At 71.3% G+C, this 20,624-nt stretch carries 14 protein-coding genes and 3 pseudogenes; 9 read left to right on the top strand and 8 right to left on the bottom strand.

Features of this window, described 5'->3' with window-relative positions; all coding sequences use genetic code 11:
- Positions 1–3: 3 nt before the first annotated feature.
- Complete coding sequence (locus tag BJF83_RS11275; protein ID WP_075926235.1) at positions 4–2,013, bottom strand: tetratricopeptide repeat protein; 2,010 nt, start codon at positions 2,011–2,013, stop codon at positions 4–6.
- 147 nt (positions 2,014–2,160) lie between these two features.
- Here BJF83_RS11275 and BJF83_RS11270 point away from each other — a divergent pair, with 147 nt between their 5' ends.
- From BJF83_RS11270 to BJF83_RS11265, 3 genes are read left to right on the top strand one after another with little or no spacing between them, the layout of a single operon-like run.
- Positions 2,161–2,358, top strand: coding sequence for a DUF397 domain-containing protein (locus tag BJF83_RS11270; protein ID WP_075926234.1), 198 nt, complete (start codon positions 2,161–2,163; stop codon positions 2,356–2,358).
- 40 nt (positions 2,359–2,398) lie between these two features.
- A complete protein-coding gene (locus BJF83_RS27450) occupies positions 2,399–2,659 on the top strand; it encodes a hypothetical protein (RefSeq protein WP_158070356.1) in 261 nt (86 codons plus the stop codon).
- Entirely contained in the window at positions 2,620–3,156 is a 537-nt protein-coding gene (locus tag BJF83_RS11265; RefSeq protein ID WP_075926233.1) for a hypothetical protein, read from the top strand. The genes BJF83_RS27450 and BJF83_RS11265 overlap by 40 nt, the downstream gene beginning before the upstream one ends.
- Here BJF83_RS11265 and BJF83_RS11260 read toward each other — a convergent pair.
- The 5 genes from BJF83_RS11260 to BJF83_RS11240 are packed head-to-tail and all read right to left on the bottom strand — an operon-like array spanning position 3,123 to position 8,274.
- The gene (locus BJF83_RS11260) at positions 3,123–4,421 is read right to left on the bottom strand and encodes a DUF58 domain-containing protein (protein ID WP_075926232.1); all 1,299 of its coding nucleotides are present in this window, start codon (positions 4,419–4,421) and stop codon (positions 3,123–3,125) included. The genes BJF83_RS11265 and BJF83_RS11260 overlap by 34 nt on opposite strands.
- Positions 4,421–5,404 carry a MoxR family ATPase gene (locus BJF83_RS11255; RefSeq protein ID WP_075926231.1) on the bottom strand — a complete coding sequence of 328 codons (984 nt, stop codon included), beginning with the start codon at positions 5,402–5,404 and terminating at the stop codon, positions 4,421–4,423. Before BJF83_RS11255 ends, BJF83_RS11260 begins: the two co-directional genes overlap by 1 nt.
- Positions 5,405–5,462: 58 nt before the next feature.
- Complete coding sequence (locus BJF83_RS11250) at positions 5,463–6,653, bottom strand: DUF4350 domain-containing protein (RefSeq protein ID WP_075926230.1); 1,191 nt, start codon at positions 6,651–6,653, stop codon at positions 5,463–5,465.
- Positions 6,650–7,279 (bottom strand): DUF4129 domain-containing protein, encoded by a 630-nt coding sequence (locus BJF83_RS11245; RefSeq protein WP_075926270.1) that lies wholly within the window; start codon positions 7,277–7,279, stop codon positions 6,650–6,652. The genes BJF83_RS11250 and BJF83_RS11245 overlap by 4 nt, the downstream gene beginning before the upstream one ends.
- Positions 7,276–8,274, bottom strand: coding sequence for a glycerophosphoryl diester phosphodiesterase membrane domain-containing protein (locus BJF83_RS11240; RefSeq protein WP_262391468.1), 999 nt, complete (start codon positions 8,272–8,274; stop codon positions 7,276–7,278). Before BJF83_RS11240 ends, BJF83_RS11245 begins: the two co-directional genes overlap by 4 nt.
- A gap of 874 nt (positions 8,275–9,148) precedes the next feature.
- Here BJF83_RS11240 and mtrA point away from each other — a divergent pair.
- The 5 genes and pseudogenes from mtrA (at position 9,149) to hpf (ending at position 16,026) form a co-directional block, all read left to right on the top strand.
- The gene (mtrA, locus tag BJF83_RS11235) at positions 9,149–9,826 is read left to right on the top strand and encodes an MtrAB system response regulator MtrA (RefSeq protein ID WP_017570965.1); all 678 of its coding nucleotides are present in this window, start codon (positions 9,149–9,151) and stop codon (positions 9,824–9,826) included.
- Positions 9,827–9,843: 17 nt separating this feature from the next.
- A pseudogene (gene mtrB, locus BJF83_RS11230) lies at positions 9,844–11,642 on the top strand (MtrAB system histidine kinase MtrB).
- Positions 11,639–13,527 (top strand): annotated as a pseudogene (locus BJF83_RS11225) (LpqB family beta-propeller domain-containing protein). The pseudogenes mtrB and BJF83_RS11225 overlap by 4 nt, the downstream one beginning before the upstream one ends.
- A 305-nt stretch (positions 13,528–13,832) precedes the next feature.
- Positions 13,833–14,549: a ComF family protein gene (locus BJF83_RS11220; RefSeq protein WP_083678490.1), complete on the top strand. Its 717-nt coding sequence runs from the start codon at positions 13,833–13,835 to the stop codon at positions 14,547–14,549.
- A gap of 805 nt (positions 14,550–15,354) precedes the next feature.
- Positions 15,355–16,026 carry a ribosome hibernation-promoting factor, HPF/YfiA family gene (hpf, locus tag BJF83_RS11215; protein ID WP_075926229.1) on the top strand — a complete coding sequence of 224 codons (672 nt, stop codon included), beginning with the start codon at positions 15,355–15,357 and terminating at the stop codon, positions 16,024–16,026.
- 286 nt (positions 16,027–16,312) lie between these two features.
- Here hpf and BJF83_RS11210 read toward each other — a convergent pair whose 3' ends face one another.
- Positions 16,313–16,810, bottom strand: a complete 498-nt coding sequence (locus BJF83_RS11210; RefSeq protein ID WP_075926228.1) for a hypothetical protein — start codon at positions 16,808–16,810, stop codon at positions 16,313–16,315.
- A gap of 385 nt (positions 16,811–17,195) precedes the next feature.
- Here BJF83_RS11210 and secA point away from each other — a divergent pair.
- Positions 17,196–20,037 (top strand): annotated as a pseudogene (gene secA, locus BJF83_RS11205) (preprotein translocase subunit SecA).
- 118 nt (positions 20,038–20,155) lie between these two features.
- On the opposite strand, the gene BJF83_RS11200 reads toward secA, so the two are convergent.
- Positions 20,156–20,542 (bottom strand): DM13 domain-containing protein, encoded by a 387-nt coding sequence (locus BJF83_RS11200; RefSeq protein WP_262391467.1) that lies wholly within the window; start codon positions 20,540–20,542, stop codon positions 20,156–20,158.
- Positions 20,543–20,624 lie beyond the last annotated feature (82 nt).

Raw genomic sequence — 20,624 nt, 5'->3', positions numbered from 1 at the left:
GGTTCAGGCTCCCCTGAGCTGCCGCACGGTCTTCTCCCGCCACTCGCGTGCCTGTTCGGTGAGGCGGTGGTCCTCACCGAGCACGGCCGCTCGGTTCAGAGCCACGTGGTGGAAACTCCGCATCGCGGAGGCGTGATCTCCGCGCTCGTAGGCGACCAAGGCCAGGTGGAAATCGACGGCCAGTGTGTCCGGATGTTCCTCACCCAGGTCACGTATACGCACCTCGCGGATGCTGCGGAGGCTCGCCTCGGCGGCGTCGAAGTTGCCCCGACGCCGTTGCACGTGCGCCAGGTTGCCCAGAGCGAACAGGGCGTTCGAGCTTTCCTCCGCGCCGAGGCTGACGTGGATCTTCCACACGGCGCGCAGCCCTTCCTCGGCGGCGTCGAGGTCGTCCCGCAGGTACGCCATGAGTGCGACTTGGTGGCGGCTGCTCAGGGTGTCGGTGTGGTGGGGGCCCAAGGCAACCGCGCGGTCGTCGGTGACGGCACGGTACATGTCCTCGGCGCTCTCGAACTGGTCCTGGGCCCGGACGGCGTCAGCCAACGTGTGCCGTGCGGCCAGGGTCTCCGGGTGTGCGTCGCCCAGCGACGCCCGGGCGTTGGTGACGAGCTCCCGGAGGTGTCGCTCAGCGTCTTCCGGGTTTCCTGCGAGTGTCATGGCACGGTAGGACTTCGTCATCCTCCTGATCTCCACGGATCCGACCAAGCCCGTGGCGCGACTGCCGGTTCTCCCGACTTCCGCGTAGGCGACCGCCTCCAGAGCGGGGTCTCGGCCACGTCTCCCATCCAGCAATGACTCGGCCACGTCGAGGAGGTGGGCCTCCTTGTCACCAAACCCGGCGCGGACGCTCTCGGACACGAGCGGATGGAGGCTGAGGACCGTTTCTTCCCGCTTGCTGGTCGCGGAGACGAGGCCGTGGATGATGAGGGCGTTGATCGCCCGTGCCATGGCGGTCTCATCCATGCCCTCGAACAGCCCATCTGCCAATTCGGAGACGGGGAGTCTGCGGAGGGGAACATCGAGGGCCTCGGTTCCCAGTACCGCGAGCAGACGCAGCAGACGGGGCGCGTACGCGTCCTTCTCCGCGAGCAACCGAAGGGACAGATCCCAAACCCCCGACAGCAGCCTGCGGTCCGTGTCGCCACCCGTGACCAGCGGGGCTGCCAGCTGGTCCAGCTTGCCGAGGTTCTGGTCGAGTCGGTCCAACAGTGCGTGTGCGTTGGGGAACAGCACCCTGTGCGTGGCCAGGATGCGGCCGGCGAGAGAGACAGCCAGAGGCACGCGACCGAGGCGTTCGGCCAAAATGTCGGCTCCGGGCAGGTCGGGCATTCCCGCGTGATCGGTGAGCGCCGCGGTGGCGGAAAGGGCATCCAGCTCACTGATGCGGTGGACCTTCGCCGGGGCCCACAACACGGGGTCGTCGACCCGACTCGTCACCAGGACGAACCCACCGGGACTGGCGCGCATCCAGCCCAGCTGGTCGCCCACGCGATTGTCGGGGTCCAGTTCTTCCGGCCGATCCGCGTTGTCGATGACCAGCAGCCACGGCCTGGGCGCTTTGTCGAGGTGCCGCCAAACCCATCGTGCCGCCTGATGCCGGGCTGGCCGTACCCGCTCGGCCTCTTCCCGCGAACCCCCCAACTCGACGGCGACTTCCACCATGCTGGCCGCGACATTGCCTGGTCGCACCCAGAACACCGTCCACCGGTCGGAACGCGCGCGCTCGGCGAGTGCGGCGGCCACCGTGGTCTTCCCGAACCCGCCCGGACCTGTCAAGACATGTGGCACGGGCGCACCGGCCGTCATCGCCTCACCGAGCGTGCCCAGCAGATCATCGCGCCCGCGTACGGCGGTCGCGAGTCGGGGAGGGTCCAGGGACACGTCCGCCAAGGGCGCGGGCAGCGCGGTCGGCACGTTGATCGTCACACCGCCGTGGATGTCCCTTGCCTGGACCATCTGACCGTACACGGCTCCGTGGGAGGAGTTCTCGTGGGCGTTGGGGGGAGAAGCCATGCCCCCATACTGCCTGCGATGCCGCCTGGGAGGATGGTCGATCTGATGCTTATGTGCCGTATGTCCAGATATTGACCATTGGCACTTTTATGAACCGGTATCTGGGGTTAGGTCCGCTCCGGATCGCCTGAGCACGGAGGTGTGTCAATGGACAGTGGAACGGACGACACCGGACGTCGGTGGCGCAAGTCGTCGTGCAGCAGTGAGGAGACCGCCAACTGCGTGGAGATCGCCGAGGCCCGTGGCCGCGTTGATGTCCGGGACTCGCGGAACATCGGTCTCGGCCTCCTCTGCTTCCCCGAGCGCGAGTGGCGCGCTTTCCTGGGGTCGGCTGCGGGGCGTTGAGCTGAACGTCGCTCATCGGTGTACCGGGCGCTATCTTGCGGTGCTCCACAGCGCGGCCATCGATGACGGAGGAGCCGTACTCAACCGCATGCTGTTGACCGCGCTGGCCGAGCATGCGCAAGTAGTGCAATCGACCGTCGGTGACGTCGGTGCCTACGGGAACGTGGAGGTCGTCGCACTCGCCGGAGATGGACTTCCCCTGGGGGTGGACGATCGCCGAACCGTACTCAAGGACGTGCACGGCGCGGACAACCTGAAGCCATGGGTCTGCCCTCGGATCCCCACTACTTCGACGCGGTGATCGGATCCGGGTGGGCCTCCGGTCGTGAGGCCGTGTTGCTGCGAGACGTCCTCTACCCTTCGGCGATCGCCGTCAACGCTTTGCGCATGGACGCGACCGGTCTGGGCAAGGTGCTGGGTCAACAAGCACTGGGCAGCGTTGTGACGGGCATTCACAGGCGAGTCCTCAGCAGGTCCGACCTGGTGCTTGCCGTGGGCCCCGAGCTGGCGTGTGACGCCCGCAAGCTGATCCTGGAGGCGCGCTCCGGAGCTGATCCGCTCATCCACGAACCGATCCCGGGCGTCACCGTCGCGTCTTCGGCACCCGGTTTCGCCTGGAGCGGTGGGAAGTTCGACCTCCTCATGCTCTGCCGGGCCGAGGACCGGAACAAGGGCGTGCTCGACGTGGCGCTGGCGGTCCGGGACCTCCGCTCTCGCGGCCCCAACGGACGTCTGACCACCGTGTTCCGGCACGACCGCCGCCCCTACAACCGACCCTGGGCCTTGAGGTTGATGTAGGCGTCTGCGAGCGCCGGGGCGATGTGCTCCGGGTCGGCGTCCACGACCTCCACCCCCATCCTGCGCAGCTCCGCTGTGACCCGCCGCCGCTCGCTCAGCGTCCGCTCCGCCGCGGCCGCCCGGTACAGCGCGTCCGCGCTCGCGCGCTCGGCCGCCATCGCGCCCACCGCCGGATCGGCGACCGCCGCGACCATCACCATGTGCCGCGAGGTCAGCGCGGGCAGCTTCGGCAGCAGCCCCTCCTCCAGCGCCGCCGCGTTGAGGTCGGTCAGCAGCACCACCAGGCGCCGCGCCCTCCCCTGCGTCCCCAGGACGGTCGACACCATCCCCGCCGGGTCCGACTCCACCAGCTCCGCCTCCAGCGGGGCCATGGCCTCCACGATCCGGCTCACCTGGCTGCCCTTGCCCGACGCGCGCACCTGCGCCCGCGTCCGCCGGTCGTAGGCCAGGAAGTCCACCCGGTCGCCCGCCTTGCCCGCCAGCGCCGCGAGCAGCAGCGCCGCGTCCATCGAGTGGTCCAGCCTGGGGGTGTCGCCGACCCGACCCGCCGACGTGCGCCCGGTGTCGAGCACGATGAGGATCCGGCGGTCGCGCTCCGGCCGCCACGTCCGCACCACCACGCCGTCGCCCCGCGCCGTCGCCCGCCAGTCGATCGACCGCACGTCGTCGCCGGGCACGTAGTCGCGCAGCGAGTCGAACTCACTGCCCTGCCCGCGCACCATCGCCGTGTGCTGACCCTCCAGCTCCCGCAGCCGCGACAGCTTTCCGGGCAGGTGGCGGCGGCTGTGGAACGGCGGCAGCGTCCGCACCGTCCACTCCGCCGACAGCGTCCGCTGGCGCCCCGCCAGCCCCATCGGTCCGATGCTGCGCACCGTCACCCCGGCCGCCCGCGCGTCGCCGCGGCGGGTCGGTGTCAGCGTCGTGGTGATCCGGCGCCGCTCGCCCGCCGGCACCTGCACCGGAACCCTCGGGCCCGCGTCCGCGCTCGGCGGCCAGGCGTCGCGCACCCACCCCCGCAGCGGGCGCCGGGTCGGATTGGCCAGGGTCAGGTGCAACGTCGCCGAGTCGCCCAGGCGCAGCGTGACGTCCCCCTCCCGGGCCAGGCGCAGCGCCCTCGGGCTCGCGGCCAACAGCACGTCCGCCGCGACCAGCACGACCAGGACGCCCAGCGCGACCACGCTCGCCCACGCGCCCACGGCCCCCGAGATCGCCACGGCGGCCACCGCGAGGAACCCGGCGAGGACCGCCCGCCCGGTGACCGCCATCAGCGGGGCACCGGGACGGAGGCGAGCACACCGTCCAGGATTCCGTCGGTCGTCGCGCCCTCCAGCTCGGCCTCCGGACGCAGCGAGACGCGGTGCCGCAGCGTCCCCTTGGCCAGTGCCTTCACGTCGTCCGGCGTCACGTAGTCGCGACCGGTCAGCCACGCCCACGCCCGGCTGGTCCGCAGCAGCGCCGTCGCGCCGCGCGGGGAGGCGCCCAGTTGGAGCGAGGGCGACTGGCGGGTCGCCCGGCACAGGTCCACGACGTAGCCCAGCACCTCGGGCGCCACGCGGACCCCCTCCACGGCGAGCCGGGCGGCCCGCAGTTCGGCGGCCCCGGCCACGGGGGTCACCCCGGCGGCGGCCAGGTCGCCCGGGTCGAACCCGGCGGCGTGGCGGCCCAGCATCTCGACCTCGGCCGCGCGCTCGGGCAGCGGGACGGTCACCTTCAGCAGGAACCGGTCCAGCTGGGCCTCGGGCAGCGGGTAGGTGCCCTCGTACTCGACCGGGTTCTGCGTCGCTGCGACCATGAACGGGTCCGGCAGCGCCACCGGGCTGCCCTCGACCGTCACCTGTCGCTCCTCCATGGCCTCCAGCAGGGAGGCCTGCGTCTTGGGCGGGGTCCGGTTGATCTCGTCGGCCAGCAGCAGATGGGTGAAGACCGGGCCCTTGAGGAACTCGAACTTCGCGGTGTGCTGGTCGTAGACGAGTGAACCCGTCACGTCCCCGGGCATCAGGTCCGGGGTGAACTGCACCCGCTTGTGGTCCAGCGACAGAGCCGCCGACACGGTGCGCACCAACAGCGTCTTGGCGACGCCCGGCACACCCTCCATCAACACGTGGCCGCGGCACAGCAGTGCCACGACCAGCCCGGTCACCGTCTCGTCCTGGCCCACGACCGCCTTGCCGACCTCATGGCGCAGGGCGGTCAACGCCGCCCGCGCCTCGTCGGCGGAGGGCAGTGCCTCGGGTGTGAAGGCGCTCACGTGCCGTCTACCTCTCTCGATACCTCGGTGGTCAGTCGCGGGTCCCGGGCCGCCGGGGTCACCGCAGTCTCCTGGAGCACTCGTCCAGCCCGTCGGCGAGCCGGACCAGGGACCGGTCGTCGGCGGTGAACGGGTCGGACCGGTCGCCGTAGACCAGGGTCCGCAGCCGCGCGTGGTCGTCGCCGGTCCGCTCGGCCACGGCGGCCACGACGGCCTCGGGGGTGGCGTCCGGGGCGAGTCCGAGCTTGGGCGCCGTCTGTTCACGGAACCCCCGCCGCAGCGCGTCGGCGGCCCGGTCCCGCGCCCGGCGGGACTGGTACAGCCCGGCATGGCCCTCGGTGGTCTCCGACGCGCGCACCGCGACCGGCAGTGCCTCGGGCACGAGCGCGCCCATCCGGCGCCCGCGCCACAGCGCGAGTAGTCCCAGTGCCGCCACGAGCGGCAGCACGGACCACCTCAGCCCCGCCGGAAGCAGGTCCCACATCGAGGAGCCGCCGCCCACCTGGGCCGGGTCGGGGCGCAGCCACACGACCTGGTCCGCCCCCAACAGGTTGAGCGCCAGCGCCGCGTTGCCGCGCGCGGAGAGCGCCGCGTTCGTCAGCGGGTGGCCCGTGCCGAGGACGGTGGTCGTCGACCCGTCCCCGGTGACTTGGACCAGCGCGTCCCCCGTCGCGGACGGGTAGCAGCCCACGGCCGCGGAGTCCGGGGCGGCGGTGTACAACTCTCCGCCGACCCCGGCCTCGCCAGCGGCGACGGCGGCGGGCAGGGCGCACTCGGGCGTCAGAGCGTCGCCCGTGTCGATCCGACCCGTGACGTCGAGTCCAGGCGCGAACGCCGACAGCGCGAGCACGGAGGGCTGGACCAGGACCGTGTCGACGTCCAGTTCGGCCAGATCCGTCAGCTCTTCGGGCAGCAGCCGGTGGTCGAGCGAGACGAGCAGGACGGTGTCCTCCCCGGCATCGGCGACGGCTTGCCGGGCCTCGGCCGACGACCGCGCGACGTCGACGTCGCCGTCCTGCTCCAACAGTCGGACCAGGGCCCGCGTCCCGTCGGGCGAGACGCTCTCGGGCTCCAGGACGCCCTCCGGGAAGCGCTCGGCTCCGAGCGAGAGCAGGACCGCCACCACGGCGAGCGCGGTGAACAGGACGAGGGGTGCGCGGATCGCGCGCCAGGTGCGGGCGATGGGGCCGCCGGCCGGCTCGAAGGCCTCCGGAACGGGCGGCGGGGCGGTGGGCGCGGGCGGGGTCACCGGGCCTCCTCCTGGGCCGCCACCGGGCGGGCGGACTCCAGCCGTAGGTCCAGTTCGCGCAGGATTCGGGCGGACTCGGCGGTGGCCGGACGGTCGCCGTAGGCCACGTCGTTGAAGATCCGGGCGCCCTCGGACAGGCCGCCCGCCTCGCCCGGCAGCACGACCGAGGCCTCCTGGGCCAGTTCGGTGGCGGTGCGCCCGAGGCGGGGCGTGAGCACGGCGCGCTCCTCCAGCGCGACGCTGATGGCGCGCAACCGCTCGGTGACGGCCGCGGCGTACTCCTCGGCGGCCTCGTGCCGCTCGGCGGCGGCCCGGTGGTCGGCCACGGACAGCGGAGCCTCCGCGTGGACGGCCGCGCCGCGGCGGCGGCCCGACGACGGACGGAGGTAGACGACCAACCACACCAGCAGGACCGCGAGCACCGCCAGGAGGGGGCCGAGCACGGCCCAGCCGCCGACGACACCGGAGCCGGCCTCGATCAGCCCGGCGAGGAGGTCGAAGACCCACTCGCGGATCCGGTCGAGGAGTGAGGGCGTCCGTTCGCCGTAGAGGGGGTCGGACAGCTCCTCGACCGCGCGTCTGCGACCCTCCTCGCGGGTCACCTCCGCGACGCCCGTCGCAGTCACGCGCGCCACTCCGGAAGGTAGATCTCCGGGCCCGCCTCGCGGCCCGCCCGGGCGACCTCGTGCAGCCGCAGGTCGAGGCCCTCGCGCCGCATGCGCAGGTCGATGTAGAGCAGAGTGGTCACGCCCACGGTGAACGGGGTGGTGATCGCGCTGATGACGACGGTGCCGACGTAGACGATCGCGCCCGAGACGACGGGCATCCACGCCTCCATCGGGAAGGCGATCACCAGCACGACCGCCGTGCCGCTGAACGGCGCGGTGAGTATTCCGCCGATGACCTGGACGAGGAGCGTCGTCAGCAGGATGACGCCGAAGACCCGCCACCAGCTGCCCCTGGTCAGGTTCCAGGACCGGGCCAGGGCGGCGAACACGCCCACCCGTTCCAGGACGACGACCGGCATGGCGAACAGGATGCGCACGGCGATCCACACGAACACCGCGAACGCCGCGAGCCCGGCCGCCACACCGAGGACGAGGATGACGATGCCCAGACCGGCCGGCCCGGAGGCCAGGACGGCGACGCCGACGAGAACGCCGACGACCGTGACCGCGACCGCGGCGAGCGTCAGTCCGAGGAAGATGAAGAGCTGCGTCAGGGCCAGCCGCACAACCGCCCACATCCGGTCGCGGACGGCGGCCCACGCCTGGCCGGGTGTGAGCGTGCGGCCCAGGACGGCGAGTCCGACGACCGCCGTCAGCAGTCCGGTGACCAGGATGATCCCGGCCTGGGACAGGAGCGCCCCGGAGTAGCTGGCCACCAGCGACCAGACCGACACCGGCATCGGGTTGTCGGGATCGATGGAAGTCGGATCGTTGAACGCCTGGTCGACGAAGACCCCGTAGTCGGCCATGGTCCCGCCGAAGCCGATGGCGCTGACGACGCTCGTGACCGCGACGACGATCATCGCCAGGCCCACGGTGGTCCTCGGGTTGTTCCGGATGAGGGCGAACGAGCCGTTGAACAGGTCGCCGACGGTCATCGGGCGCAGTGGCACGACACCGGGCTTGGGCGCGGCCGGACGACCCGTCGCGGGGTGCTGGTACCCGTGGCCCGCGGGCGGATGGGCGTGGCCGGGTGCCGCGTAGCCCGGCGGCGCGTAACCCGGCGCCGCGTAACCCGGTGGCGGGTAACCCGGTGGCGGGTAGGCGGGGGGCGGGTACCCGGGTGCGCCGCCCGCGTGCTCGTACCCGGACGCGTTTCGGGCTGCCCGTATCCGGGAGCCGTTCCGGGTGGCGCGAACCGGGGCGCCGCGTACCCCCGGGCGGGTTCGGGGCCCGGCGCCGGGGCGGCCCCGCCCTTCGCGCCCGACGCCGGACCCCGTCCGGGGGCGGACCAGCCGCCGTCCGACTCGGGGGTTCCGGAAGCGGAGGGACGTCGGGGCTCCGAACCTTCCGGGGCGGTTCCCGGAGAGTCGCGGTGGTCGTCCTCCTGGCTCATCTGGCCCAGCCCTCCGTGACTTTCGGCTACGCTGCGTGAACGAAATCCCTGGTGGATCGCGCTTCCTCCCCAACCTACCGGCCAGTCGCACCGCACTTAGGCGGCACCGTGGCCGTGACCCACGCAACCTAGGCACTTCATTCCTTTTGTATGCTTTCTGTTATCAACCGGTTCAACGGTGACCGCTCCCGGTGCAGCTCAACCGGGTCGCCGCCGCCGGTGGCCGAAACCGGCCCGCAGGGCCAGATAACGTCGACAGCTCTTCCAACGTGGTCCGAAGGTGGCAAAGTTGGGGGACGACTGCGGTTCCCCGCGCACAGGGGAACCCGGGCACCGCCCACATCCGACGCTCAAGATGTTCCAGGAGAGAGGAGTAGGCGCCGCGAGGTTCCGCCCGCCAGGGGCGCCCGCGCCCGGCGCCGGACGCACCTATGAAGGGACGTGTACTGGTCGTCGACGACGACCTCGCCCTCGCCGAGATGCTCGGCATCGTGCTGCGGGGAGAGGGCTTCGAGCCGTCGTTCGTCCACGACGGGGACAAGGCCCTGGAGGCCTTCCGCGAGACCAAACCCGACCTGGTGCTCCTTGACCTGATGCTGCCCGGCGCCGACGGCATCGACGTCTGCCGTCAGATCCGCGCCGAGTCCGGCGTCCCGATCGTGATGCTCACCGCCAAGAGCGACACCATCGACGTCGTCCTCGGCCTGGAGTCCGGCGCTGACGACTACATCGTCAAGCCCTTCAAGCCCAAGGAGCTGGTGGCCCGCGTGCGCGTGCGTCTGCGCCGCACCGAGGAACCCGCTCCCGAGGTCCTCCAGATCGGGGACATCACCATCGACGTCGCCGGGCACGCCGTGCGCCGCGACGGGGAGCAGATCAGCCTGACCCCGCTGGAGTTCGACCTGCTGGTCGCCCTGGCCCGCAAGCCGCGCCAGGTGTTCACCCGCGAGGTCCTGCTCGAACAGGTCTGGGGGTACCGCCACGCCGCCGACACCCGTCTGGTCAACGTCCACGTGCAGCGGCTGCGGGCCAAGATCGAGAAGGACCCCGAGCACCCCGAGGTCGTCGTGACCGTCCGCGGTGTCGGTTACAAGGCCGGTACCGCCTGATCCGCGCCCACCCGCACATGACGCCAGCCGTACCCGAGGACGACCGGGGGGCCGACCCCGGGGAGGGCCGGGCCGCCCCGGCCACGGGAACGCCCGCGGGCGAGTCAGGCGATCCGGGAAGCAGCCTGACCAGGACCTACGCCTTCGCCCAGCGGGCCGCCCGAGCGTTGGTGCGCGGTGTTCAGACCAACTGGCGCCGCTCCCTGCACCTGCGGGTGATCTCCACGACCCTGGTGCTGTCCCTCGTCGTGATGGTGGGGTTGGGCTACGTCCTGGTCAGCCAGGTGCGCGGCGGCCTCCTGGAGGCCAAGATCTCCACCGCCGTCAACGACCACCGGGCGGGGCTCAACCTCGCGCTCACCGAACTCCGGGAGAACGAGGTCGGGGACCGCAACCGGCTCCTGTACAACATCACGAGCGAACTGCACAGCCGCAGTGGGGACACCGGGCTGTACGGTGTCGTGATCCGACCGTCGGTCAACGGTGAGAACGGGTGGGCGACCGACGAGAACAGCTCCCCCCAGCGGCTGGAGGAGAGCGTCCCCGAGCGGCTCGTCAACGAGGTCCGGCGGTCCGAGTCCACCGAGCAGCAGTACCACACGTACACGAGCATCGAACGGGACGGAACCACCGAGCCCGCCCTCGTGGTCGGCGCCCAGCTGACCTACGCCTACGAGCTCTACTACGTCTTCCCGCTCCAGCACGAGCAGGAGATCCTCGACCTGGTCCAACGCACCGTCGCGCTCGTCGGCGGGCTGTTGGTGGTGCTCCTGGGCCTGATCGCCTTCGTCATCACCCGCCAGGTGGTCAGCCCGGTCCGGTCCGCGGCGCGCTCGGCTGAGCGGCTCGCCGCGGGCGACCTCGCCGAACGCATGACCGTGCAGGGCGAGGACGATCTCGCACGGCTGGCGGTCTCGTTCAACGACATGGCGGGCACCCTCCAGGAGAAGATCCAGGAGCTGGAGGAGCTGTCCAAGCTCCAGCGCCAGTTCGTCTCCGACGTCTCCCACGAACTGCGCACCCCGCTGACCACCATCAAGATGGCGGGCGACCTGTTGTTCGACGACCGCGAGGAGTTCGAACCCACGCAACGGCGGTCGGTCGAGCTGCTCCAGAGCCAGGTGGAGCGGTTCGAGGAGCTGTTGGGCGACCTGCTGGAGATCAGCCGCCACGACGCGGGCGCGCCACCCTCGGCACCGAGTCGGCGGACATCCGCGACGCCGTGATGAAGGCAGTCGGCGACGCCGAGCAGATCGCCGAGCGCCGTGGGATCAAGGTGGTCCTGCGGCTGCCCGCCGAACCCTGCGTGGCCGAGTTCGACACCCGGCGGATCAACCGGATCCTGCGCAACCTCATCGTCAACGCCATCGAGCACAGCGAGGGCCGTGACGTCGTCGTCGCGGCGGCGGGCGACCGCGACTCGGTGGCGGTGGCCGTCCGCGACTTCGGGGTCGGGCTCAAGGAGGGGGAGGAGCACCTGTGCTTCGACCGCTTCTGGCGGGCCGACCCGGCGCGCGTGCGCACCACCGGCGGCACCGGACTCGGTCTGGCCATCGCCAAGGAGGACGCGCAGCTGCACGGCGGTTGGCTCCAGGCCTGGGGCATGCCGGGGCAGGGATCACAGTTCCGGCTCTCCCTTCCGCGCAGGTCGGGGGCCGAACTGCGCGGCTCCCCGCTTCCCCTGGTTCCTCCGGAGATCGCCCTCGGCCGCAACTTCGCCGCCTACGGGGACAGGGACAACGGGGGCGCGAACGAGCGGTCCGACCGCTCCGACCACGACGACGAGCTCGCCGACCCGGGTGGGGAGGACACGTGAGGGATCGGATCCGACGGGGCGCGGGAGCATCCGCCGCGGCGGCGCTGACGTGCGTGTCGCTCGTGGCCTGCGCCACCGTGCCCGTGACCGGGCCCGTCGTTCCCGGCGACGGCGGGGGCGCCTCGGGGGACAGCGGGGTGTACGTGCGGCTGCTTCCGGCCGGACCGCAGCAGGGCATGGGCCCGGAGGCCCTCGTGCGGGGATTCCTCAGGGACATGGGCAGCTTCGAGGAGGACCACGACGCGGCCCGCAGCTACATGACCGAGGAGACCGGCCAGCAGTGGTCCCCGGGCGACACCGTCCAGGTGTACTCCGACACCGAGACGGTGGACCTCTCGTCGGAGATCAGCGCCGACGGACTGACCGCCAGCGTGCGGATGCGCACCTCCCTGGTGGCCACGATCGACGCGTCCGGCAAATACGTCCCGAGTGAGTCCGGCACCCTCCTGGACCTGCCCTTCACACTGGTCAGGGAGGGCGGCGACCCCGAGGGCGAGTGGCGGGTGAGCGAACTGACCGAGGAGCTGGTCCTGAGCCAGCTCGACGTGGAGCGCACGCACCGACCGTTCAACCTCTACTACTACAACCGCGAGCGGTCCGCCCTGGTGCCGGACCCCGTGTACCTCTCCGTGAGCGCCGACGAGTCGGACCTGGCCGAACGTCTGCTGGACCACCTCGTCGCCGGCCCCACCGACTGGTTGCGCCCGCGGTCGACTCGACCCTGCCGGAGAGCACCACCGTGCGGGTCGACGAGGAGCGCGCCGTGATCCGCATCGACGGAGTGGGCCGGGTGGACGAGTACCGCATGGGCGCCCAGATCGCCTGGACGCTGCGCCAACTGCCCGAGGTGCAGGAGTTCATGCTGGTGGTGAACGACTCCGAGGTCGCCTTCCAGCAGGCGGAGGGGGAGAGCGCCGAGCTTCCCCGACCGGGCAGCGACCACTGGGCCGAGGTGGGCCCCGGCGCTGCCGCGGCCGGGCTGCGCGCCTACTACATGCAGGAGAGGCAGCTGTGGTCGGCGGCCGAACTCGGCGCTGAGGCGTTCTCCGACGCCGAGCGGGTGCCCGGCCCGCTGGGCGCGGGCGACGTGCCGCTGGAGCGCTACGCCGTCTCGATGCGGGAGGGCACCGTCGCGGGTATCACCGTGGGCGGGGGCGAGGTCGTGACCAGTTTCGCCAGCGCGGGCGCGGAGTATCGGGAGGTCCTGTCGGACGGGGTCTTCACCGACCTGTCGTGGGACGTGGACGGCCACCTGTGGGTGGTCGAGGAGACCGAGGGGCCCGCCGGGAGCGACGAGTCCGAGGACGACGGGGGCGACGCGGCGGGCGACTCCGAGGGCGGGAACGCGTCGGAGGGCCTGAGCTCCGACACACCGGCCGAGCCGGGCGCGACGGCCCTGTGGACGCTGCGCGACGGCGACGAGGTGGTCGGGGTCGACATCTCGGAGCTGGACGACCGCGCGGTGGCGGACTTGCGCATCTCCCGGGACGGGGCCCGCGCCGCGGTCGTGACCGAGGTCGACGGCCAGCGGTCGCTGGAGGTGGGCCGGGTGGCGGTGGACGGTGACGGACGGGTGTCCGTCGGGGACTTCGTCACCCTGGCCGGAGAGCTCGCCGACGTCACGGACGTCGCCTGGCGCTCCGGGGACCAGCTGGTCGTGTTGGGCAGTCGCGAGGGCGGCACCCGCCAGGCCTTCCTGGTCGCGCTGGACGGGGGCACGCCCGCCACGAGCGCCGGGGCTCCCCCCTCGGGGATCACGAGCGTGTCGGGCGCTCCGGGGCAGCCGCTGATCGCGGGGTCCGAGGACGGCAACGTGTACCTCTCCAATGACCGCCTGAACTGGCAGAGCGTGGTGGAGGGAGTCTCGCCGAACTACCCCGGCTGACCGGGACGGCCGGGGCGCCGCGGATGCGCGTCGGCGGGAGCTGGGGCCGCCCGGCATGGCGGCCCCGGTCCGCGCTCGCGCGGCCCCGGCGCGGTTCGCGGCGATCAGCGCGACCGGGTTCGCGCTTGAGCGGTCCCGACCGCGGCGCCCGAGGCGGCTGCGCTGTGCGGGTGCGGCGCCCCACGGCCCCGGACGCTCGCGTCGGCCGGCTGGCGACCGCGGCGCGTCCGCGGTGCGGGTCCGGTTGTCCACAGATACAGAACCGCCGCTGGCGGCCCGGCGGGCCGCCAGCGGATCCTGGTCGCGTGAACGATGCGATCCGCCGGACTCGGCGCGTACTGGAGCGCCTGTTCTCGGTGCTGCTGGACCTGCTCCTGCCCCAACCCTGCGCGGCTTGCTCGGTCGCTCCCGGACCGCTGTGCGGTGACTGCCTGAGGCTCCTGGAACGGCGGCCCCGGCAGTGCGCCCCGCGGCCGGGATGCCCTCCCGTCTGGGCGGCGGGACCCTACTCCGGGGTCGACCGCCGGGTCCTGCTCGCCTTCAAGGAGGGCGGTGCCGACGCACTGGCCGCTCCGCTCGGCGCTCGTCTGGCCGCGGTGTACGCGGTGACCGGGTGGTCCGGACCGGACACCCTGCTCGTGCCGGTGCCCGGGCGGGGGCCGCCGTGGCGTCGCTCCCGTCCGGTCGACCGACTGGCGGCGGTGTGCCTGGAGCGTTCCGCCGGAGCGGGACGCGTGGCTCGGCTCCTTCGGTACCGGCGGCGGGCCAGACCACAGGTCGGGCTGGGCCGCGACGAACGACTGACCAACCGGCGCGGAGCCTTCGTGGCGGATCCCGGTGCGGTGGGCGGTCCCGTGCGGTCGGGTCTTCGGGCGGTGGTGGTGGACGACGTGCTGACCACCGGGGCGACGGTCGCCGAGGCCGCACGCGCGCTGCGTGACGCGGGTGTTCCGGTGGTGGGCGCCGTGGTGCTGGCCGAGCGCGGCTGGTGGGACGGCGGTTCGCCCGGAGCCGGGCCGTGAGGGCGAGCTCCGGCTGCGAAGGTTTTACGAACCTCTCGTGAACGGGTGAAAAGCCTGCCTGTGCAGGGATTTGTGGTGTGGGGTGAGGGGAGGGGGAGACCCCGGCTACCTGACAGACGCGCTGGGACAGGTTACGGTCCAGGTATGGCACCCGTCCGGGTCCGTGGTTGCGCCGGAATGACCGAGCTCCTGGGGAAACCGGGGAGCGGTTCCGGCAAGCCGATGCCAGGCGCAGGCGAAACGGCCCACGTAAGGCGACTTTTCGTCGACCGATCACGGTGCGCCTTAGAGGTAAGCCCTGCCCCGCGGAGGGTCCCGATGTCCCTCATGACAGGGAGAAGAGCAGTAGTCGCGGACAAGAGCGGCGACACTCTCAGCAGGCGGATGTGGGGACGAAGACCAGGTCGGCCGGACGGGTGGCATGCTCACGCGCGGGGGTTCACCGTCGAGGGTGAACCCCGCGGGAGCACGTCCTTTCAGTCATACCCGGTTCCTCGCCGCCGGGGGACGTGCGCCACGCGCTCGCCCCATTCCCCTCCGGACCGTCGGCCCCCTCGCAGGCATGATCACGTTCGGTATCCGGCATATGTCCAAACCCCTTACCCAGGGGGCGCGATTCACATGCTGATGCGCGTGAGTACGGTGCCTGTGATGGGTATACGCACATCCAACCGAGCCGTGGCCCCGGCAGGGGGGCCACCAGCGGAAGGGGGCTAGCGCGACACCCTTCCGCCCCCCACGGCGGGAGGGAGCATAGCCAGCCTGGCCGTCGCCTTCACGGCGGCCACGCGATGAAGGGGGTCCTATGGACATCATCGTCAAAGGTCGACGCACCGGTGTGAGCGAGAGGTTCCGACAGCACGTCGAGGACAAGCTCGAACGGCTCTCCAAGTGGGAGCGCAAGGGCATGAGCGTCGACGTGGAGGTGTCCGCGGAGCGCAACCCCAAGCTCGCCGACGTCCGCGAGCGGGTTGAACTGACCATCCACTCCAACGGTCCGGTCATCCGCAGCGAGGCCGCGGCCGCGGACCGGCACGGGGCTCTCGACCTCGCCATCGACAAGATCGAGGCCCGACTCCGCAAGGCGGCGGACCGACGCAAGGTCCACCGCGGGAACCACGCCCCGGTGTCCGTCGCGGCCGCGACCGCGAACCTCGCCGGGAACCTCGTCACCGAGACCACCACCGCGGAACAGGCGCCCCCCGTCCAGCGCCGCGGGGAGGAGGAGTTCGGAGGAACGGCGGTCAGCGAGCGGTTCTCCGAGGACATCGTCGAACTCGACACCCAGGGGGGCACTCCCGTCATCGTTCGGGAGAAGTTCCACCGGGCCAAGCCGATGAGCATCGACCAGGCGCTGATGGAAATGGAACTCGTCGGACACGACTTCTACCTCTTCCACGACGAGGTGAAGGACGCTCCGAGCGTCGTCTACCGCCGTAGGGGCTTCAACTACGGAGTCCTGCGGCTCGTGGACTGAGCTCGCCGAGGATCGGGGATCGGCCGCTGGCCGGTGTCCCGAATGGGGAAGGCGCCCGCCCGCGTCCCGCCCGTACGAGGGCGTCCCCGCTTTCCCGGCCCCGTCTCGGGGCCGCCCCCCGCGTTCCACGCACGGACCCGCCCCGAGCCCGGGGCGGGTCCGCCCGCGTCATGACCGGGGCCCGTGCGCCGACCGGTCCGTTCCCACCGCCGCGCCCCGGCGTCCCGGTCGGTCCGCCGCACGGGGCGGGCCGTGCGCGAGAGCCCGCACGGTTTGGCGGGGGCGGTCAGCCGAGTCGGCGGGCCCGCTCCTGCTTGATCTGGTGCAGCGGGGTGGCGTGCGGTTCCTCGGACTCGTACCTGGGCGGGTCGAGCACCACGTCCGCCAGGATGTCGCACATGACGGCCACCACGAGCGCGGCAGCCATCAGGAGACCGCCCACGATCAGCATCCACGCCGTCCACCCGAGCACCACGGCCAGCCCGCACATCGTGAACCCGACGAAGGCCAGACCGACCGCGACCCAGGACGCCGCGCTCCCACGGTGGTGGGCGGTCGGCGCGAGGTTGCCCCCCTGCCGCTGGAACCCCCGAATGCGCCCGAAGCCCTCGTCGTCCGTCGGCCGGCGCCGTTCCCACCACGAACCGGGATCGTTGTCCACCACGGGCTTGTCGGCCTTCGCCCCGGGCTGGAAGAGCGCGCCCTCGATGAACTCGAACGGGGTGCGCGGGGCCGGGGCCCCCTCGGTCGTCCGCGCCCCCTGCTTCCTTCGGCTCGCTCGCATCGCCGTCCCCCTCCCGCACGCGTCGCGCCCGACGGCGCCCCAGACACGGGTCGTCGGCGCGACCTCATATGAATCCACTACCCACTGGGGCGCCGGGGCCGCACAAACACCGCGAAAAGGCGGGGAACATCCGAACCCGTTCCACACGTTCGTAGGAGGGTAGGAAAAGGGACGGACTGGGTTGGCTTCTTTCGGTATCCGGCCGCGTCCGGAGTGTAGCCGCTTCGACGTTGCCGGGCCCGCGGCCATGGTCCTCTAGGATGGAGCCCCGAGGGCCCAGAACCCCCGGCGGCCACCGCGGTCGCTGGAGCGGGCGGTCCGCGGGCCCAGGTCTGACGCTCCACGTCCGTGGAGCCAACCGCGATCTGCGAGGAGCGCATAGGAAGTGCCAGGGATACTCAGTAAGCTCCTGCGCGCGGGTGAGGGAAAGATCCTGCGCCGGCTCACCAAGCTCAAGGACCAGGTCAACTCCCTTGAGGAGGACTACGTCGACCTGACGGACGAGGAGCTTCGGGACCTCACCAAGGAGTACAAGGAGAGGTACGAGGACGGCGAGTCGCTCGACGACCTCCTTCCGGAGGCCTTCGCCACCGTCCGCGAGGCGGCCAAGCGCACCCTCGGCCAGCGACCCTACGACGTCCAGATCATGGGCGGCGCCGCGCTCCACTTCGGCAACATCGCCGAGATGAAGACCGGTGAGGGCAAGACGCTGACCAGCACCCTGGCGGTCTACCTCAACGCCCTCGCGGGCAAGGGCGTCCACGTCATCACGACCAACGACTACCTCGCTCGCCGCGACGCCCAGAACATGGGCCGCATCTACCACTTCCTGGGCCTGGACGTCGGCGTGGTCAGCCCGCAGATGAGCGGGTCCGCCCGCCGCGCGGCCTACCAGGCCGACATCACCTACGGCACGAACAACGAGTTCGGTTTCGACTACCTGCGCGACAACATGGCGCTGTCCCTGGAGGACACGTTCCAGCGCGAGCACTACTTCGCCATCGTCGACGAGGTCGACTCCATCCTCATCGACGAGGCGCGCACGCCGCTCATCATCAGCGGCCCCTCCGAGCAGAACTCCCGCTGGTACGCCGAGTTCGCCAAGATCTCCCCCCGCCTGCGCCGCGACGACGACTACGAGGTCGACGAGAAGAAACGCACGGTCGGCATCACCGAGTCCGGCGTGGCCAAGGTCGAGGACTGGCTGGGCATCGACAACCTCTACGAGGCCGTCAACACCCCGCTGATCAGCTTCCTCAACAACTCGCTCAAGGCCAAGGAGCTGTACCGCAAGGACAAGGAGTACATCGTCAGCGACGGTGAGGTCCTCATCGTGGACGAGTTCACCGGTCGCGTCCTGGCGGGTCGCCGTTACAACGAGGGCATGCACCAGGCCATCGAGGCCAAGGAACGCGTCAAGATCAAGGACGAGAACCAGACCCTGGCCAAGGTCACCCTCCAGAACTACTTCCGCCTCTACGAGAAGCTGTCCGGTATGACCGGCACCGCCCAGACCGAGGCGGCGGAGTTCCACCAGACCTACGGTGTCGGCGTGGTGCCGATCCCCACCAACAAGCCGATGATCCGCGACGACGTCAAGGATGTCGTCTACAACACGAGGACGCCAAGTTCCAGGCGGTGGCCGAGGACATCGCCGAGCGCAACGAGGCCGGACAGCCGGTCCTCGTCGGCACCACCAGCGTCGAGAAGTCCGAACTGCTCTCCCGCATGCTCAAGCGCGAAGGCGTCCCGCACGAGGTCCTCAACGCCAAGAACCACGCCCGTGAGGCCGCGATCATCGCCCGCGCGGGCAAGCTCGGCGCGGTCACTGTCGCCACCAACATGGCCGGTCGCGGTACCGACATCATGCTCGGCGGCAACCCCGACTTCCTCGCCGACGAGGAGCTCCAGAACCGCGGTCTGAGCCCGCTGGAGACCCCGGAGGAGTACGAGGAGGCCTGGCCCGAGGCGCTGGAGAAGGCCAAGAAGGAGTACGAGGAGGAGCACGAGAAGGTCGTCGAGGCGGGCGGTCTGTACGTGCTCGGCACCGAGCGGCACGAGTCCCGGCGCATCGACAACCAGCTGCGCGGCCGTTCCGGCCGTCAGGGCGACCCGGGCATCTCCCGCTTCTACCTCTCCCTCCAGGACGACCTCCTGCGGCTGTTCAACAGCAGCCGCCTGGAGGCCTTCATGAACCAGCTGAACATCCCCGACGACCAGCCGATCGAGTCGGGCATGGTCAGCAAGGCGATCGCGTCCGCCCAGGGCCAGGTCGAGACGCAGAACTTCGAGATCCGCAAGAACGTCCTCAAGTACGACGAGGTCCTCAACCGCCAGCGCAAGGTCATCTACGCCGAGCGCCGCAAGGTGCTGGAGGGCCAGGACCTGCGCGAGCAGGTCGTCGAGATGCTGGAGGACGTGCTGCGCGGCTACGTCACCGCCGAGACCTCCGAGGGCGACCCGAACGACTGGGACCTCGACCGGCTCTGGCGCGCGTTCCGGCAGATCTACCCGGTCACCTTCTCCGTCGACGAGTTCCTCGACGAGAACGGCGACGTGGCCTCACTGACGGCCGAGCTCATCGCCGGCCGGATCGTGGAGGACGCCAAGGAGGCCTACCAGGTCCGCGAGACCGACTTGGGCGAGGAGACCATGCGCGTGGTCGAGCGCCAGGTCATCCTCCAGGTGATGGACCGCAAGTGGCGTGAGCACCTCTACGAGATGGACTACCTCCAGGAGGGCATCGGCCTGCGCGCGATGGCCCAGCGCAACCCGCTGATCGAGTTCCAGCGCGAGGGCTTCGACATGTTCCAGCAGATGCTGGAGGCCATCAAGGAGGAGTCCGTCGGCTACATGTTCAACGTGGAGCCCCAGACCCGTAAGAAGGAGGAGCCGACCCTCACCGCCTCCGCCGCGGCCCAGGCCGCCGCGCGCGTGGGCGGAGCCGAGGGCGCCACGGCCGTCGCGACCGTCGTCGACGAGGATGAGGAGGCGGCCGCGGCCGCGGCCCCCAACAAGGCGGCCGAGCCCGTGGAGGACGTGGTCGTCCCCGGATTCGGCGAGGACCGCCCGGACCGGCTCCAGTACTCCGCTCCGAGCGAGGACGGCGGAGTCGAGCAGCACACCGAGGCCGCCGACGAGTACGCCGCACGGCCCGCAACTCGCCCTGCCCCTGCGGCTCGGGCAAGAAGTTCAAGAAGTGCCACGGCGCCCCGGCCGCCACGTAGCCGAGGCCGGTAGCCGCTGAACGCGTGTGGGCGCGACTCGCGCCCACACGCGTTCCGTCGTTCTGGGAGCCCGTTCCCGCCCGCGACCGGCGATCGGCCCCCACGGGAAACGGCGCGCCTACAGTTCGACCGGAGCCGATCCGAAGGCGACCGAGAAGCGATCGCACCAGATGACCACGCTCGTCATACCGGAGATGTCCGCGTCGGCCGGAATCTCGTAGTTGGCCGACCCGTGGGTGCCCCTCAGCTCGCCCAGGGTGACGTAGCGGCCGTCGCGGTACTTGAACCAGTCCCCGCCCGCCTCCTGGTCCGTGATCCAGACGTGGAGGTCGGGACCGTCGCTCGTGGCCAGGTCCTCCAGGCGGACGTGGCGCGACCCGTCGGACAGCTCCAGGACGGCGACCGTGCCGGAGGTGCCGTGCTCCTGGCTCACGAAGTCGCCCTCCGCCAGGACCACCGGCTCCGCCGACTCTTCCTCCGCGGCGGCTGACGCGCCCTCCTCCACGCCGTCGCCGCCCCCGTCGTCGGGCGCTCGGCGCGGCGACCGCGACCGGCGGCGGTTCCTCGACCGTGCGCGTGGTGAACAA

Origin of the sequence: Nocardiopsis sp. CNR-923 (genome assembly GCF_001942255.1) — a bacterium.
GTDB lineage: Bacteria > Actinomycetota > Actinomycetes > Streptosporangiales > Streptosporangiaceae > Nocardiopsis.
The sequence above is the reverse complement of the archived record's forward strand: the minus strand, read 5'-3'. Positions and strand labels throughout refer to the sequence as shown.

What these genes read in the sequence shown, in the direction of transcription:
- mtrA (WP_017570965.1), top strand. Translation starts at nt 9,149, where the DNA reads ATGAAGGGACGTGTACTGGTCGTCGACGACGACCTCGCCCTCGCCGAG.
- BJF83_RS11275 (WP_075926235.1), bottom strand. Translation starts at nt 2,013, where the DNA reads ATGGCTTCTCCCCCCAACGCCCACGAGAACTCCTCCCACGGAGCCGTG.
- hpf (WP_075926229.1), top strand. Translation starts at nt 15,355, where the DNA reads ATGGACATCATCGTCAAAGGTCGACGCACCGGTGTGAGCGAGAGGTTC.
- BJF83_RS11270 (WP_075926234.1), top strand. Translation starts at nt 2,161, where the DNA reads ATGGACAGTGGAACGGACGACACCGGACGTCGGTGGCGCAAGTCGTCG.
- BJF83_RS11210 (WP_075926228.1), bottom strand. Translation starts at nt 16,810, where the DNA reads ATGCGAGCGAGCCGAAGGAAGCAGGGGGCGCGGACGACCGAGGGGGCC.
- BJF83_RS11265 (WP_075926233.1), top strand. Translation starts at nt 2,620, where the DNA reads ATGGGTCTGCCCTCGGATCCCCACTACTTCGACGCGGTGATCGGATCC.
- BJF83_RS11260 (WP_075926232.1), bottom strand. Translation starts at nt 4,421, where the DNA reads ATGGCGGTCACCGGGCGGGCGGTCCTCGCCGGGTTCCTCGCGGTGGCC.